The 14923-nt window shown below is 47.0% G+C and carries 19 protein-coding genes; 1 reads left to right on the plus strand and 18 read right to left on the minus strand.

All coding sequences use genetic code 11. The features are described from left to right. Nucleotides 1–178: 178 nt before the first annotated feature. The 4 genes from Q0Y46_RS12480 to Q0Y46_RS12495 form a co-directional block, all read right to left on the minus strand. Nucleotides 179–1843, minus strand: a complete 1665-nt coding sequence (locus Q0Y46_RS12480) for a glycosyl hydrolase family 8 (protein WP_297947775.1) — start codon at nt 1841–1843, stop codon at nt 179–181. 161 nt (nt 1844–2004) lie between these two features. Further along, the gene (locus Q0Y46_RS12485) at nt 2005–3132 is read right to left on the minus strand and encodes an ATP-binding protein (protein ID WP_297947777.1); all 1128 of its coding nucleotides are present in this window, start codon (nt 3130–3132) and stop codon (nt 2005–2007) included. 118 nt (nt 3133–3250) lie between these two features. Beyond that, the gene (locus Q0Y46_RS12490) at nt 3251–3877 is read right to left on the minus strand and encodes a hypothetical protein (protein ID WP_295684281.1); all 627 of its coding nucleotides are present in this window, start codon (nt 3875–3877) and stop codon (nt 3251–3253) included. A 38-nt stretch (nt 3878–3915) separates the two neighbouring features. Next, nucleotides 3916–4722, minus strand: a complete 807-nt coding sequence (locus tag Q0Y46_RS12495) for a hypothetical protein (protein ID WP_295684282.1) — start codon at nt 4720–4722, stop codon at nt 3916–3918. A 135-nt stretch (nt 4723–4857) separates the two neighbouring features. On the opposite strand from Q0Y46_RS12495, the gene Q0Y46_RS12500 reads away from it, so the two are divergent. After that, nucleotides 4858–5007 carry a hypothetical protein gene (locus Q0Y46_RS12500; RefSeq protein ID WP_297947779.1) on the plus strand — a complete coding sequence of 50 codons (150 nt, stop codon included), beginning with the start codon at nt 4858–4860 and terminating at the stop codon, nt 5005–5007. Here Q0Y46_RS12500 and Q0Y46_RS12505 read toward each other — a convergent pair. The 14 genes from Q0Y46_RS12505 to Q0Y46_RS12570 form a co-directional block, all read right to left on the minus strand. Continuing rightward, a complete protein-coding gene (locus tag Q0Y46_RS12505; RefSeq protein ID WP_297947781.1) occupies nt 5004–5339 on the minus strand; it encodes an FISUMP domain-containing protein in 336 nt (111 codons plus the stop codon). The genes Q0Y46_RS12500 and Q0Y46_RS12505 overlap by 4 nt on opposite strands. A 180-nt stretch (nt 5340–5519) precedes the next feature. After that, on the minus strand, nt 5520–6335 hold the full coding sequence (locus Q0Y46_RS12510) for an FISUMP domain-containing protein (RefSeq protein WP_297947783.1): 816 nt from the start codon (nt 6333–6335) through the stop codon (nt 5520–5522). A 15-nt stretch (nt 6336–6350) separates the two neighbouring features. Then, entirely contained in the window at nt 6351–6986 is a 636-nt protein-coding gene (locus Q0Y46_RS12515) for a hypothetical protein (RefSeq protein ID WP_297947785.1), read from the minus strand. Nucleotides 6987–6989: 3 nt separating this feature from the next. Next, the gene (locus Q0Y46_RS12520; protein WP_297947787.1) at nt 6990–7610 is read right to left on the minus strand and encodes an FISUMP domain-containing protein; all 621 of its coding nucleotides are present in this window, start codon (nt 7608–7610) and stop codon (nt 6990–6992) included. Nucleotides 7611–7709: 99 nt separating this feature from the next. After that, on the minus strand, nt 7710–8576 hold the full coding sequence (locus tag Q0Y46_RS12525; RefSeq protein ID WP_297947789.1) for an FISUMP domain-containing protein: 867 nt from the start codon (nt 8574–8576) through the stop codon (nt 7710–7712). Between the two features lie 13 nt (nt 8577–8589). After that, entirely contained in the window at nt 8590–9807 is a 1218-nt protein-coding gene (locus Q0Y46_RS12530; RefSeq protein ID WP_297947791.1) for a hypothetical protein, read from the minus strand. A gap of 148 nt (nt 9808–9955) precedes the next feature. After that, nucleotides 9956–10627 carry an FISUMP domain-containing protein gene (locus Q0Y46_RS12535; protein ID WP_295681600.1) on the minus strand — a complete coding sequence of 224 codons (672 nt, stop codon included), beginning with the start codon at nt 10625–10627 and terminating at the stop codon, nt 9956–9958. Nucleotides 10628–10636: 9 nt separating this feature from the next. Then, on the minus strand, nt 10637–11272 hold the full coding sequence (locus tag Q0Y46_RS12540; RefSeq protein WP_295681598.1) for a hypothetical protein: 636 nt from the start codon (nt 11270–11272) through the stop codon (nt 10637–10639). Between the two features lie 3 nt (nt 11273–11275). Beyond that, entirely contained in the window at nt 11276–11956 is a 681-nt protein-coding gene (locus tag Q0Y46_RS12545; RefSeq protein WP_295681595.1) for an FISUMP domain-containing protein, read from the minus strand. A gap of 9 nt (nt 11957–11965) precedes the next feature. Next, nucleotides 11966–12478 (minus strand): hypothetical protein, encoded by a 513-nt coding sequence (locus Q0Y46_RS12550; RefSeq protein ID WP_297947794.1) that lies wholly within the window; start codon nt 12476–12478, stop codon nt 11966–11968. Between the two features lie 28 nt (nt 12479–12506). Next, nucleotides 12507–13202 (minus strand): FISUMP domain-containing protein, encoded by a 696-nt coding sequence (locus Q0Y46_RS12555; RefSeq protein WP_297947796.1) that lies wholly within the window; start codon nt 13200–13202, stop codon nt 12507–12509. 13 nt (nt 13203–13215) lie between these two features. Further along, nucleotides 13216–13851 (minus strand): hypothetical protein, encoded by a 636-nt coding sequence (locus Q0Y46_RS12560; RefSeq protein ID WP_297947797.1) that lies wholly within the window; start codon nt 13849–13851, stop codon nt 13216–13218. Nucleotides 13852–13855: 4 nt separating this feature from the next. Further along, the gene (locus tag Q0Y46_RS12565; RefSeq protein ID WP_297947799.1) at nt 13856–14647 is read right to left on the minus strand and encodes an FISUMP domain-containing protein; all 792 of its coding nucleotides are present in this window, start codon (nt 14645–14647) and stop codon (nt 13856–13858) included. Between the two features lie 13 nt (nt 14648–14660). Then, nucleotides 14661–14923: hypothetical protein (locus Q0Y46_RS12570; RefSeq protein WP_297947801.1), on the minus strand; the 263-nt coding region annotated here is incomplete at its 5' end.

The following is a 14923-nucleotide window of genomic DNA, read 5'->3' on the forward strand; positions in this document are numbered from 1 at the left end:
CTTTGTTATTAACAAAAAAAATAAATGGTAAACATCCCAAGGAGGTCTAACGTAAACCTTTTTTTGTTGTAGTCTTTTAAACACCGGAATTTCGCGCAAAAAGGGCAATTTTTGCGGGTGAAACGAAAAAGCCCGGCCAAAAAGCCGGGCAAATCGTTTCAAATGATTTCAGCGAGCCTTACTTGGCCGGGACCATCCTGCCGTAGTAGGCGCCGCGGGCCCTGTTGGAGCTGTTGACCTTGCAGCCCTTCAGGTTGTAGTCGCGCTGCATCTTGTAGCCGTAATCGCGCATGTACATCTGGCGAATCGCATCCGTGGAATCACCCGGGGTCGGCGTGGTGACGCCAGGATTCGGCGAGACAACCGTAGAATCGCCCGGTTGCGGCGGAGTCGTGACCGTAGAATCGCCAGGTGTCGGCGGGGTGGTGGTCGATGCCGTGAAGGTCACCTTGTAAAGCTGGCAGTCTTCGAACCAATCGATGATGTCGCCTTCCTTGAATTCAGTGTCGCCAATCTTGGCGGCTTCCATCGTCTTTTCCTTGACATCCTTCGGCTTCGGCTTCCAAATCTTGAAGGTGCCGGACAGGTGGAGCATGGCGAGGTAGTGGACTAGGCCGTCGTAGTAGCGGTACTGACCGGTCATGAACGGTTCGTCCCAGGCCATCTGCAGGTTCTTCTTGATAATTTCATCGTAACCGCTCACGTCCTTGAGGGCCAGGGCGGCCACGGCATTTGCGCCCTTTTCACCCTGCGTGTAGCTTTCGGAACCACCCGTGCCGTCCCAGTTGAAGCGGGCATGCTCATACTTGTCCTTCTCGAAGAAGTCGATAATACGCTTTGCCATTTCAACTTCGCGAGCAGAGTCGGCACCGAACAGGTAGAAGTCCATACCGAAGTTCATCGCGGAGCGCATGGCGTCGTACATGTACTTGGTCGAATTCTGGTTGTACGAATAAGACTGCGGCTGGCCATCGAAGGTGCTGTAGTCGGCGAACAAACCGGAGTTCTTGTTGGAAGACACATAAAGGTGATTGCGTGCGGCGGACACAGCCTTTTTCCACTTGTCGGTATCCTTTTCGGCCCAGCGGGAGAACAATTCCAGGTAAGCCGGCAAGTCGTAAGACGGGTCGGAGAAATCGTTACCGCTGCCAAGCGGCTGGAACACGATAATGTAGTTGCCCTGGTTGAAGAGCTTGTGGCTCGGGTTGTTCCACATCTTGTCCATGATATAATGGGCGTCCTTTCTGTACTGATCATCGTCCCAGCGGTTTGCCGCAAACAGGAGGGACATCATGAAGTACATTTCGCCGTCCGGCGCGCAGTTGTCATCGCCACCGGTGCCACTGTCGTTACGTTGCCACGCAAAATAACCGTCCCAGTCACCGCCCTTGTGCCACATGTGGTTCTTGGCCCATTTCCAGAGCTTGTCGAATTCTTCCTTGTGACCCGTCTGCACGGCAATCATCATACCGTAGGACATGCCTTCGGAACGGACGTCGTTGTTGTTGATGTCCTTGATGTAGCCTTCGTTACCCTTGTCGTAAAAGACCTTGGAATTATCATCACCCTTGAAGTAGTGATTCCAAAGAGCGTCCATTTTTTCCTGGATCTCTTCATCGGTCTTGCCCAAGTATTTCTTGAAGGCGCTGGTGTAATCGCCCGTATAGTAGGCGCCGCTGTAGTTCTTGTCCTTGTCGCAGTCCGGGCCGTAATAGGCGCCGTTCTCGTCGAAGAACTTGGTGGGCACGGACGTTGCCGCCGCGGTGGATTCTTGAGCCATGGCCGAAGCCATGAAAATGCCAAGGCATAACGCTGCCTTGATTGCGGTTTTTGATCTCCTCATGGTTCTCCTTTTTTTTAGATACCCACCAAAAGATAACTGCCAAATAGCCAAAAGCGGGGGAACGGGCCCTTTTTTGCGTTGTAGAGCTTTTAAACGCTTTTTTTTGCAAAAAAACGGCAATTTTTAGGAAAATTCGGGCAATTTGGGGGAATTTTGAGGACTCAGCCCCAGCCAAGCCATATGGTCATGAACTTGTCGTAGGCCTCGTAAACGCCTTGATTGTTCGTAACAACCTGCTTTTCAAGCAAAGTAGCCAAAGCTTTTTGGACACTGCTCGCCGAAAGGCTGTACTTTTTCAGGAACGCACGCCCCGTAATTTGCGAAACACGCCCTTCTTTGCCAATGGCAACAAGAAGCGTCTTTTGCGGTGGAGTCAGGAGGAAGAGCATGTTCTTGTATATCTCCGAGTTTTCCTCGACGATGTCTTCCACCACACTTTCCAGTTGAGTCAATTCAAACGAACAGCCCTTGTCTGTAATGGAATAGGCGTAGTTCATAACTTTCTGGATATACCACGTGACGCCATTAAAACGGCCATACGTCTCGTGTATTGCATCTTCGGCAATGTTGCGTCCGTTAGCTTCGAAATGGTGCTTTACGAAAGCGGAATATTTGTCTTCGGGAATCACATCCAAATTCATGATGGACACGCTCTGGTAAAAAGGGCGCGCAGCCGACATAAAGATTTCACCCATCATGCTCCGCTCCGAACCGGCAAATACAAAATTTGCATTATGGCAATTCTGGATATAGGTGCGCAGCGTAGCCTCGACATTTTTCTCAGGATAGCACGAAATGGACTGGAATTCATCTATGGCAATCAGGCATGGTTTACCGGCATTTTCGATGTACGAAAAAATTTCTTCCAAGGTGATTGCTGGAGCCTGAACACCTCCCAGTTCCACATTCCACGAGGGCAACCCCTGCACATCGAACGTAATCCCCGTCCGTAGCGACTTTACCGTATCGATAAATGATTCTATCGCCTTTTTCCCGCGAGGTTTCAAGGTATTCACGATCTGGCGTCCCATCTCGTAAACAAAATCACTAAGATTTTTTGTCGCGTAGATGTCAATTACAAACGTGTTGTACTTGCGGGTGATTTTTTGTTGGGCAAAACAATGCCGGACAAGCCCCGTCTTCCCCATACGGCGCGAAGAAATCAATGCCACATTGTTCCCGTTAGTCAACAAACGGGTGAGTTTCTTGGTTTCTTCTTCACGGTCGCAAAAGTAATCCGCACCGATATAACCCGAAGTCAAGAAAGGGTTTATTACGGCATAATCCATGGCAATACCTCGTCTATGCTGTAAATATATATCATTTTTATCCAAAAAGGATTATCCATTTTGGATTATTCTAAAAGGATAATGACAATTAATGCGTTTTACGCATAAGCCGATTGTCTCAAGGTATATAAGGACGGTGGTTCGTCAAAATCCCGAGCATGGTTTTTTCGACGTCGGTGCTGCGATTGCTTTGGTTTATCTCGATAGTAAAGAAATTACCGTTCTTCGTAATCAAGACCGCATACGCAATGGTGTACGATCCGTTGGAAGACACCGTCCAGGCATAATAATCACCATCTTTCCTATCGACCTTTATAGGCCCGTACTTGATGGGCTTGTCTGCATTTATGGCCTTGGTCCTTGCCAAGTAGTAATTGAAAAGCGCAACGAGAACCTGTTCGCTTGGCTGGTTGAAATCAATCCTGCTATCCGTTTCGATGCTTTCGAACAAAGGCCTTGTCTGGCCTTCGATTTTCAATTTGACATAGGAGTTGGAATACCTATCAATGTCGGCCAGCTCCACTAGCGTCGCCATGTCGGGCAACGCACGCATCTTCATGACAATCCAATCTGCCATAGGGAACTCGAACATCATCGGTTCCGGATAAAGGACGTACATCGACATTACAGGACTGCCGGTCCAAAAAGACGTTGTCGGCTGAATGACCACACTGCTCGGGCCTGTCGCACACCCCGAAAAAAGCAGGGCAAAGGCAAATGCTAACAAGGAAATAAATTTTCGCATAAGGAGCTATTCCAAACAAAATACAGAGCTAATATATATTACTTCCTAGCAAATCGCAACCCCACCCAGATAGTATGCAGGTTGAACATGCTGTATTCCTTCTCTGGTTCGACCGGGTTTTCAAAAGCCGCAGTCAAGGCTGCGCCCATGTTCCACTTTTCGTTAATAGCCCAGGTATGACCCACATCAAAAGTTAGACTGTAATTCAGAGATGTGATTTCGATTGTGCCATGATTCCGTTCAACCACGCCGGCCATTTCTTCATCTACTTGGGTCTCGATAATAGAGAAACCGAAAGATGCTCCGGTATGAAACCCCGTCAAGGGAGATTCCTTTTTCGCAAAGGGGAAAAACGTGAAACCTGAACCAAGAAACAACCGCGTAGACAGGGAATGAAGTTCGCTGTAGCGAAGATACTCCTCATGCTCTACTCTATGATTGTGAAAAGCGTAGTTTCCATCGTCGCCATGGTACTCCACAGGTTCGTCCACCACATAACAATCAAAATCATGAAGGCCTTCGGTATAAACACCTTGGATAACGCCAAATACAGCCAGCTTTTGCCAACCACGTCCCACTTTCAAATCGAGCACAGGGCCATAGCCTATATATTCCATTCTATCCCGTAGAGCATAATCGCCGCTAGGCCCCGTATCTTTGCAATCCATACCATCAAAGCATTCATTCACATGGTCCTCTGCCTGCTGCAACCTACGAGGACGTTCCTGTTCTACATAGTCAGCCTTGGCGATACCCAAGGAACCTTCCAAATAAAGCCCCTTGGCCGACACGCCAGCGGCAAACACAGATAGCGCTAAAAAGCTGCTCTTAAGAATATTTCTCATAAGAAGTTCCTAATAATACGGATAAAATAAATCTAAAAACTATCTGCACAGCCGTAAGGGGCCTTCGCCGATGACCCCACCTCCTGGCTATTGCAAAACGAGGTGAAATTATGTAATTTCAGTTCGAGGTATCTTATGACAGTAGACATGAGTGACTTTGACAAAGCCGTGGAACGGTATGAAGCAATAACCGAAATCGCGAAGAAAATGCGCGACGCGAACAAGCCGATTGAAGAAATCATCGAGTTCACGGGCCTTTCAGAAAAGACAATTCGCGAACTTTAATTTATATATTCACCGCCCTGTCCCAAAGACAGGGCTTCCTGTTCGATGACGGAGATTGCCGCGCATCTACGATGCTCGCAATGACTATATGGGGCATCGTAATTCAGATTCTGCGCCATCCACACCTGATTCCCGATGGTGGTATACCTATAAACTTGCCCATCGCGCTCATCGGTGAATGTGCCACGATTGGGCATGCCGTAGGAGTTCGTGCCTGTTTCCGGGCACACCTTCGCAGCATCCCAACCATCGTCATCATCGTCGGGGTCCGTCGTACACGACACTACAAAAGCCAGCATCGGCACAATCAAGAAACAAGCCTGTCTTTTCATGAACCAATTCCCCCTATTTCAAAGCCACCGGATATTCCCATCGAATTTTAGAACTAAGTTGTTCTACACAAACGAAACATAGTAAAAAAAAACACCCCGCTCCATTCCGGAACGGGATGTTATTTAAAGCGTTTAGGATTCATTCGCCAAAAGCAATTGCACAATTAATTCCATGCCAAATTAATCTTTTAAGCATCTGAGAGAAATCGTACCCGCATCAAGTCCAATTTGCATTTGTTCTTGAAAACCAACCTCATTCACAAATAACGGACTATCAGTCGTACAAGTCCAAAAATTGGCCGTTACAAAAGACTCCTCTATTTTCGTTTTAACATAACCTGCGTATAAAGCGGAAAAACCGCATGTGTCATTTCCTATTCTATTTAATCCTTTAAACAAATAGGCTTCGCTACTTAACACTCTAGATATGTCATTTTCAACGTTGTCAATCAAAACTTGCCATTCAGCTTTTGATGGGACATGCCAACCTTTAGGGCAAACAGAATCCACTACATCACGATTCAAAAGTTCATGACCTGTTTTCTGGTCTCTATCTTTGAGCGAATAATACCGCCCGAATTTTTCACAATACTCTTTGGCAATGCAGTCATTGTCGGTGCAAGACGACTGCATTCTTTCGGCTATCTCGGCAAGGGATGCCGTATCCTTAAAGCATGAAGTTTCCCCCACTTCGTCCGATTCCCAGCGTTTATGCCAATAACATGCTTCGATCCCATAACAAAAACTATACGGGTACGGCAACGCAAACCTCAAATTCTCCGCCATCCATACCTGGTCCCCGATGGTGGTATAGCGATACACTTCACCATCGCGTTCATCCGTGAAGGTTCCGCGATTGGGCATGCCATAAGCGTTTGTTCCCTCTTCAGGGCAAACTTTTGCCGCATCCCATTTTTCACCTTCATCTTCATCAGATAAACAGGCGGTCAACAAACTTGAGAAAAGCAAAGCAAATAGAAACAGCTTTTTTTTCATGCAACACCTATGGATTTAAAATTCAAACAACTTGTCCGGGAATTTTGCTGAACTGCGCAAAGCGAGGATTTCTGTCGTCACTTTGGTCTCGATGCCGGATACGATTACCGAAACCTCCATCTTTTTGAGGTTGTCCGAAGCATCGTAGGTGAAAGTGGTCAGCGTATTCTTTTCGGCATCATTGCTTTCTATTTTCTCAATGCGTTTTTTTGCGGAATCGTAATACAACGTTCCTTTGTCACCGGCAATTGAATACAGGCTACCCGATACATGAACGGGCTCCTGCCAGTCGCCGGAATCGAGTGGGTTGAATTTCGTATAGGATTGCGCCTCCAGAGCCTCGCCATTGTACGGCAATATCTGCGACTTCTTCGTATTCAGGTCAATCACCTTCATGCGGGAACCGTTCACGATGCTACGCTGATTCAGGAGAGGGGACTTCATCTCAGTATAGGTCTTGGACGTTCCCTTTTGCACCATGTAGATGGAGACCACCTGCTTGCCCGCAGGAGTGTTGACTGTGGTCCTAATACTCATTTCCACGGAATCACGAGCAAGCGCAGATTTCTTGAGGTCAGCGCGAATCTGATCTAGAGAGAGGGCGAAAGAGGAAATGGAAAAGAAAAGGAGAATAAAGATTATTTTTTTCATAAATTAGTCCTTTACGCAACGAATGTATTTAGAAGAATAATGGCACAAATCATTCCAACAAGCAATGCGTTTATACGACGAGAATGAAACGGTCCAAAGATGTCCTGTATCACAATTTCCTTCAGGTGTCATGGTTGAACTTAGGAAACCCGATTCAAAGCCCATTGTTTCGCGACCGTTAACGGCAAAAACTGCGCTAAAACCGCAATCATCCGTGCCGTTTGGCATATCCCCAGGATTCAGCGCCGTCCAACTGTAAGTCGCTTTCAAGGGTGTCGTTGCTTCGGTTTCGCCGCCAAAAACATTGAAAAGTTGATACCACTCTTCTATAGTTGGCACGTGCCACCCGGCAGGGCAGGGACGTTCCGTCGGATAGTAGACACGGCCCATTGTCCGGCAATCGTCCTCCTCATAGTAGCAGGCGTCCTTTTCCACGTCGTAATTCAGGTTCTGTGCCATCCACACCTGTTTTCCGATAGTGGTGTACTTATACACCTGCCCGTCGCGCTCATCTGTGAACGTGCCGCGATTGGGCATGCCATAGGAGTTCGTACCCGTTTCCGGGCACACCTTCGCTGCATCCCAAACTTCATCTTCATCAGAACCTGTCGTACATGATGTCAACAAGGGGAAAATCAAAAAAAATAGAAACAGGACCATTTTTTTCATGTTTTTCTCCATTATCTACAATTTCTAGTCAAAAATCGTATTTTATGTCACATTTCAAGGGGTATCCAACCTCTGAGTTGACATGGGACTGTCCATTATGCAACGAATAGTGTTAAAGCCAGCATCAGGACCAAAAGGGGTCGGGTCTCCATTGGCAATAAAAAGCATAGTCTCCACTGAACTCTCGCTTCTTGCCGTAGATGTCCAATAATAACCTACAGTAAGAAACATTCTATTTAAAGATCCATTTTCATTAATATACCCGCCAAGCAAAGCAGAAAATCCGCACTCATTACTTTCCGCTCTAATATACCTATCTGCTAATAGAGAATCATCACTGGTCAATCTAAAATACTCATATTCAACATTTTTTCCCAAAATCATCCACTCCGCTTTTGTAGGCAGATGCCACCCCTTTGGACACACGGTATCTACTACATCACGGTTCAAGAGAGCATAGTCCGTATTCGGCACCCCCTCCTTGAGCGCATAGTACCTGCCAAATTTCTTGCAATATTCCTCGACTATACAGTCATTGTCGATACAAACTAACTGCATTCTTTGGGCTATATCGGTAAGTTTTGTGGTATCTTTAAAACAAGTAGTCGCCGTATCTGTTAAAGATCTTTTTTTAGGATAACAATATTCCATTCCATAACACATGCTATACGGATGCGGCAACTCAAACCTTAAGTTCTCCGCCATCCAAACTTGGTCACCAATAGTTGTATAGTGATAGACGTTTCCATCTCGTTCATCGGTGAATGTGCCGCGATTGGGCATGCCATAGGAGTTCGAACCCGTTTCCGGGCACACCTTCGCTACATTCCACTTTTCCCCTTCTTCCTCGTCGTCAAAAATACACGAGGAAAAAATGACAGGAATGGCAAAAAAAAGAACAATCTTGACAAGTCCATTCATATAATCTCAGCCCCTATTTCAACAGTTGCCAGTTAAGTATGGTGTTCCCACGACGGAGCACAATGTAACGGCCGGCCTTCATCGCGGATGCGGGCATCTGCACCGTATGCTCGCCGACATTCCATGTTCCTTCGAAGATGCGGTTCTTCAGCGTACCGAAGGCGTCCACGACTTCAAGGTAATAATATCCCGTCTGGTCGATATTGACGTAAACCATGTCGCCCACGCGAGTCACACGGTTCGCTCCGGAATCGCTTGCAACAACGTTGTTTTGAAAATTCGGCCGAGGCACTTTACCCCAGAGCAAGTTACCGTTCAGATCGAGCACCACAACGGAATCCGCAACGAGCAGATTCTGGCCCGTACCAATTCCGTGATGCGACGGGTCATCGGACGCGCTGTATGCGGATTCGGACCAGCCTTGGGCATGGAGCCCGAACTTCACGGCAGCCGAACGCTTGCCCGGTTTGAGAACTACGTTGTTGTACACTAGGGAAACATAGTAAAGGTTACCGCCTGCGGCCACCTTCGAAGGTATCGCAGAGGCAGTATCCGGTCCGAGGTAGTACCAGTCAGGCGGTTCCATGGTGCCCGTGGCATCGCGGTAGTAGTACCGCGCCTCAAAGCCGGAAATACTGTCGGAACCGTTATTCTCAACATAGATTGCAATGGTGCTGTTCTTCCACGGCTCGTTGGACTCCTCGGCAGCAAGAGCACGAATGCCAGACGCAGGGGTCGTCGCGGGCATGCCGTCATCGACACAATTCCAACCATTGAGCATCTCACCCCTTGAATTCAGCACGACAACGCCCTTCGCCTCCACATAGCCATAAGCAGAACCGTGCTCGTAACTCGGGTCGTCCTGGATCTTCCACGGTTTGTAGTCCGGAGTACGATGCAGCCCAATCTGAATTGCGCTCCCATTATTCGCGTAACCATGCGGTGGAATGGGTTCGGCAAGCGCATACTCGGCGTAATAAACATCACCGGCATCGTGCACCAACGATACAGGGCCTTTAGGATACCACGACTCTGCCGCCACAGCGGAGCCCTCACCCGAATAATAGTAACGGATGCGTGCGCCGTATATATACTGACCGGTAAGGTTGTGCAGCTTGATTCTCGGGCGTGCCCACGTTGTTTCGTAAGCGTTTTCATAATAGATGAACGCCTCGACACTCGGTTCGGGAGCGGCCCAGCCGGACTGGCCGTAGTCCACAAACCCAGGCAAAAACAGCCGAAAGCACGCATCGTAAAACCACCCGTGAGAGGTCAAAAAAAAGATAAAGGCTCCATCCATACAGCACTCATCACTCGCGGCAGAGTTCTTTAGGCTAAAACGCTAAGATACCCCACGTCACCCCATGCGGGTGGCATGACTAATCTTTCAAGCAGCGAATCGACATTTTGGGGAAATGATTGAAAACGGAAACTTCCTTTTCAATTTTTATCGTATAGTAATCTTGAGAACCATCTTTTGTGGATGTCCAGAAAACGGCATCATACCGAACAAAATGGACCCCTTCTTCCTCGTTTACGTACACGCCTGCCGGCTTTGCTAAAAAACCGCAAGCATTCTCCCCAGTACCATTAGACCATTCACTTCCACTCTTCAACCGTAATGCAGACGACTGCTGGGAGAATCCTCCCATAATTTCAATCATGGTTTTCCATTCTGCAAGAGATGGCAGATGCCAGCCAGCGGGACAGACCCCGCTCACAAGATTTTCATCCAAATTTTCCCTGTATTTTTCATTTTTTTGCAAGGAATAGAACCTTCCATACTGGTTACAGAAGTTTTCATATTTGTCAAATTTTTCTAGACAAACACTATACTCCGCATCATATTTCAAATTCTCGGCCATCCATACCTGATTGCCGATGGTGGTATATTTATACACCTGTCCATCGCGCTCGTCAGTGAAAGTTCCCCGTTTACTATCGGGACACACTTCCGCAGCGTTCCACTTTTCTTCTTCATCGTCATCGGAAACGCAAGCAGTAAAAATGCCCGCGATAAAAATGCTTGCTATTACACTATTTTTCCACATAATGCTTACCTAAAATTCAAACAACTTGTCCGGAAACTTTGCAGAACTGCGCAGGGCGAAGATTTCTGTCGTCACTTTGGTCTCGATGCCGGATACGATTACCGAGACTTCCATCTTTTTGAGGTTGTTCGAGGCATCATAAGTAAAAGTGGTCAGTGCGCTCTTATCGGCATCATTACTCTCTATTTTCTCTATGCGTTTTTTTGCAGAATCGTAATACAAGACCCCCTGCGAACCCGTAATAGAATACAGGTTGTCGGACACATGAACCGGTTCCTGCCAATCGCCGGAATCGAGCGGGTTAAACTTCGTATAGGATTGCGCCTCCAAAGCCTCGCCATTGTACGGCAATATCTGCGACTTTTTCGTATTCAGGTCGATTACCTTCATGCGAGATCCGTTCACAATGCTACGCTGGTTCAAAAGCGATGACTTCATCTCGGTGTAAGTCTTGGACGCGCCCTTTTGCACCATGTAGATGGAGACAACCTGTTTGCCCGCAGGGGTGTTGACCGTAGTCCTGATGCTCATTTCCACGGAATCACGTGAATGAGCGGACTTTTTGAGGTCCGTACGGACTTGGTCAAGGGAAAGGGCAAAGGAAGAAATAGAAAGGATAAGGAGGGTGAAGATGATTTTTTTCATAAACTAATCCTTTACGCAACGTGTTGATGTTCTAGAAAAGAAATAACCATAGCGAAAATCAACATCCAACACAACAACATTCAAATTTCCATCTTCATTTTTTTTTGTTGTTGAAAAAAAAGCCTCTGTAAGAAAAGATGACATGGAACCTGTATAATTAAGCGCACCAGCAGGCAAAGCGTTAAATGAACATTCATCTGTTCCAGCTTCACGATTATTCCCCCAATACTTTCCCCCCTTCAGTCTAAGCGCAGCTTTATCACCCATTTTTTTAATCATCGTTTTCCATTCATCCAACGAAGGAATATGCCACCCGTTAGGACAAATAAATCCAAATATTGAATCATTTACGACGTATTGAGAAGGCGGTATTTTCTCATACAACGAATAATAGAGACCAAAGGTTTTGCAAGAATCGCCAAAATGGTCCATACATCCGCTAAACTCTGAATCATACCTCAGGTTCTCAGCCATCCAGACTTGTTCACCAATCGTAGTATAACGATAGACATTACCATCTCGTTCATCAGTAAATGTGCCGCGGTTAGGTATGCCATAGGAGTTCGATCCCGTTTCCGGGCACACTTTCGCAGCATCCCAACCATCGTCACCATCATCTGGATCTGTCGTACACGACATCAATAGGGGAAAAATAAACAAAGCAGAAAGATACAACTTATTCATAACCATTCCCTATTTCAACAACTGCCAATTAAGTATAGTATTCCCTCGGCGCAGCACAATGTAGCGACCGGCCTTCATCGCGGATGAGGGAATTTGTACCATATGCTCGCCAACGTCCCATGTTCCCTCAAAGATGCGGTTCTTCACCGTTCCAAAGGCATCCACGACTTCAAGGTAATAATATCCCGTCTGGTCGATATTGACGTAAACCATGTCGCCCACGCGAGTCACACGGTTCGCTCCGGAATCGCTTGCAACAACGTTGTTTTGAAAATTCGGCCGAGGCACTTTACCCCAGAGCAAGTTACCGTTCAGATCGAGCACCACAACGGAATCCGCAACGAGCAGATTCTGGCCCGTACCAATTCCGTGATGCGACGGGTCATCGGACGCGCTGTATGCGGATTCGGACCAGCCTTGGGCATGGAGCCCGAACTTCACGGCAGCCGAACGCTTGCCCGGTTTGAGAACTACGTTGTTGTACACTAGGGAAACATAGTAAAGGTTACCGCCTGCGGACATCCCTCTCCCCATCCCTCTTTCTAAAAAGCTAGTCCATTACGCAACGGATTGAGGCATTCGCACTAGACCAATCACTCTGCTTGATTACAGGATCATCCGTATCGAATATTTTTGTCAACTTCCCTAAAAGTCCAGGTGATGAACTTACAAAATAGGCCCTATAACCATCATATCCATAGACAGTCGTCTTTGCCGGTAAAACGCTGAAGCCGCAATCGTCCGAGCCATTACCATTGTCTCCGGGATTTAGGGGTTTCCAACCACTGCTAGATTTTAAGCGCGATGCCGCAAGAGTATCGCCCCCCATCGTTTTGATGAGTTCATTCCATTCTTCAATATCTGGCAGATGCCACCCCAGAGGACATGCGTTTTCCCTATAACCATTGTCATAATAGGCAAAACCTTTCTCAGCACAGCTATCTTCCTCATAATAACACGTTGACCCTTTAAAGTCATAATCATAATGTTCAATGTCAAAGAATCTCAAATTCTGGGCCATCCATACCCGTTTGCCAATGGTGGTATACCGATAGCTGTTGCTATCCCTCTCGTCCACGAAAGTTCCCCGATTCGGCATGCCATAGGTGTTAGTGCCTGATTCCGGACAAACCACTGCGGCATCGAAATCATCATGGACTATTTCATCATCTTCTTCATCCCCGCCGGAAAGGCAGGAAGAAAAAAATACAGCAAGTAAAAGTAGTACGATGTTTTTTAATTTCATAACAACAAATTACCTAAAATTCAAAAAGTTTATCTGGGAATTTTGCTGAACTACGCAAAGCGAGGATCTCTGTCGTCACTTTGGTCTCGATACCGGATACGATTACCGAGACTTCCATCTTTTTGAGGTTGTCCAAGGCATCATAGGTGAAAGTGGTCAGCGTATTCTTTTCGGCATCATTGCTTTCTATTTTCTCAATGCGTTTTTTTGCAGAATCGTAATACAACGTTCCTTTGTCTCCGGCAATTGAATACAGATTGCCTGAAACATAAACGGGTTCCTGCCAGACGCCAGAATCGAGTGGGTTGAATTTCGTATAGGATTGCGCCTCCAGAGCCTTGCCATTGTATGGCAATATCTGCGATTTTTTTGTATTCAGGTCAATCACCTTCATGCGAGAACCATTCACAATACTACGCTGGTTCAGGAGAGGGGACTTCATCTCAGTATAAGTCTTGGAGGTTCCCTTTTGCACCATGTAAATGGAAACAACCTGCTTGCCCGCAGGAGTGTCGACCGTGGTCCTGATGCTCATCTCCACGGAATCGCGGGCAAAAGCGGACTTCTTGAGCTCTGCACGGACCTGGTCAAGGGAAAGCGCGAAGGAGGAAATGGAAAAGAGAAGGAGGGAAAAGATGATTGTTTTCATAGTACTAGTCCTTTACACAGCGGATGGGTATTTTATGTAGATTAGCATCTTCAAAGAAAGTGGCGTACATCAATTGCGCGATGTAAACATACTCAGAACTATATTGCGTACTAGTCCAATAATCTGCAGAGTGAAGGACGCTCTCAAAATTTACAATTGGCACACAAGCATGCCCCGCTTGAACGAAAGAAAAAGCGCACACATCTGAAACGGTTTGCCACCAAGGAACCACCTTCATCAACCGTTCCGTATTTCCATCCGCTTGGACAAAGAGTATTTCCCATTCAGTTCTTGTGGGAACATGCCATCCCTTGGGACAAACAGAGTCTACGATATCCCAGTCTAACGGACCATGGCCATCGCCATTGACAATCAAAGAATAGTACCGCCCAAATGTCGCAACAAATTCGGCTGCAATGCAATCTGCATCTGTACACTTGCTCTGCATCTTCTTCCCAATTTCACCGAGACCAGTAGTATCGCGACGATAAACCGTGTCTTTTTTTTGCTCGTCTACATAAGAGTAATCCTCTCCGGGTGCGTAACTATACGGATACGGCAACCTGTACCTCAGATTTTCCGCCATCCAAACCTGTTTTCCAATGGTGGTGTACTTGTACACCTGCCCATCGCGTTCGTCGGTGAACGTGCCGCGATTGGGCATGCCGTAGGAATTCGTTCCTGTTTCCGGGCACACCTTCGCGGCATCCCACTTTTCGTCCTCGTCGTCAAAAATGCACGCAGACAGAATAATGGGTATGGCAAAAAGGAGAATAATCTTGACAAGTCCTTTCATATAATCTCAGCCCCTATTTCAAAAGTTGCCAGTTAAGTATGGTGTTCCCACGACGGAGCACGATGTAGCGGCCAGGTTTCATCGCGGATGCGGGTATCTGCACAGTGTGTTCACCGACATTCCATGTCCCTTCGAAAAGGCGGTTTTTCAACGTACCAAATGCGTCCACGACCTCGAGGTAATAATATCCAGTCTGGTCAATATTTACATAAACAACATCGCCCACGCGGGTCAAGCGGCTTGCACCGGAATCGCTTACAACAACGTTGTTCTGGA

This window comes from uncultured Fibrobacter sp. (genome assembly GCF_947305105.1).
GTDB lineage: Bacteria > Fibrobacterota > Fibrobacteria > Fibrobacterales > Fibrobacteraceae > Fibrobacter.

Coding starts and splice junctions, on each gene's coding strand:
- Q0Y46_RS12480 (WP_297947775.1), bottom strand. CDS start 1,843: ATGAGGAGATCAAAAACCGCAATCAAGGCAGCGTTATGCCTTGGCATT.
- Q0Y46_RS12485 (WP_297947777.1), bottom strand. CDS start 3,132: ATGGATTATGCCGTAATAAACCCTTTCTTGACTTCGGGTTATATCGGT.
- Q0Y46_RS12490 (WP_295684281.1), bottom strand. CDS start 3,877: ATGCGAAAATTTATTTCCTTGTTAGCATTTGCCTTTGCCCTGCTTTTT.
- Q0Y46_RS12495 (WP_295684282.1), bottom strand. CDS start 4,722: ATGAGAAATATTCTTAAGAGCAGCTTTTTAGCGCTATCTGTGTTTGCC.
- Q0Y46_RS12500 (WP_297947779.1), top strand. CDS start 4,858: ATGACAGTAGACATGAGTGACTTTGACAAAGCCGTGGAACGGTATGAA.
- Q0Y46_RS12505 (WP_297947781.1), bottom strand. CDS start 5,339: ATGAAAAGACAGGCTTGTTTCTTGATTGTGCCGATGCTGGCTTTTGTA.
- Q0Y46_RS12510 (WP_297947783.1), bottom strand. CDS start 6,335: ATGAAAAAAAAGCTGTTTCTATTTGCTTTGCTTTTCTCAAGTTTGTTG.
- Q0Y46_RS12515 (WP_297947785.1), bottom strand. CDS start 6,986: ATGAAAAAAATAATCTTTATTCTCCTTTTCTTTTCCATTTCCTCTTTC.
- Q0Y46_RS12525 (WP_297947789.1), bottom strand. CDS start 8,576: ATGAATGGACTTGTCAAGATTGTTCTTTTTTTTGCCATTCCTGTCATT.
- Q0Y46_RS12535 (WP_295681600.1), bottom strand. CDS start 10,627: ATGTGGAAAAATAGTGTAATAGCAAGCATTTTTATCGCGGGCATTTTT.
- Q0Y46_RS12540 (WP_295681598.1), bottom strand. CDS start 11,272: ATGAAAAAAATCATCTTCACCCTCCTTATCCTTTCTATTTCTTCCTTT.
- Q0Y46_RS12545 (WP_295681595.1), bottom strand. CDS start 11,956: ATGAATAAGTTGTATCTTTCTGCTTTGTTTATTTTTCCCCTATTGATG.
- Q0Y46_RS12550 (WP_297947794.1), bottom strand. CDS start 12,478: ATGTCCGCAGGCGGTAACCTTTACTATGTTTCCCTAGTGTACAACAAC.
- Q0Y46_RS12555 (WP_297947796.1), bottom strand. CDS start 13,202: ATGAAATTAAAAAACATCGTACTACTTTTACTTGCTGTATTTTTTTCT.
- Q0Y46_RS12560 (WP_297947797.1), bottom strand. CDS start 13,851: ATGAAAACAATCATCTTTTCCCTCCTTCTCTTTTCCATTTCCTCCTTC.
- Q0Y46_RS12565 (WP_297947799.1), bottom strand. CDS start 14,647: ATGAAAGGACTTGTCAAGATTATTCTCCTTTTTGCCATACCCATTATT.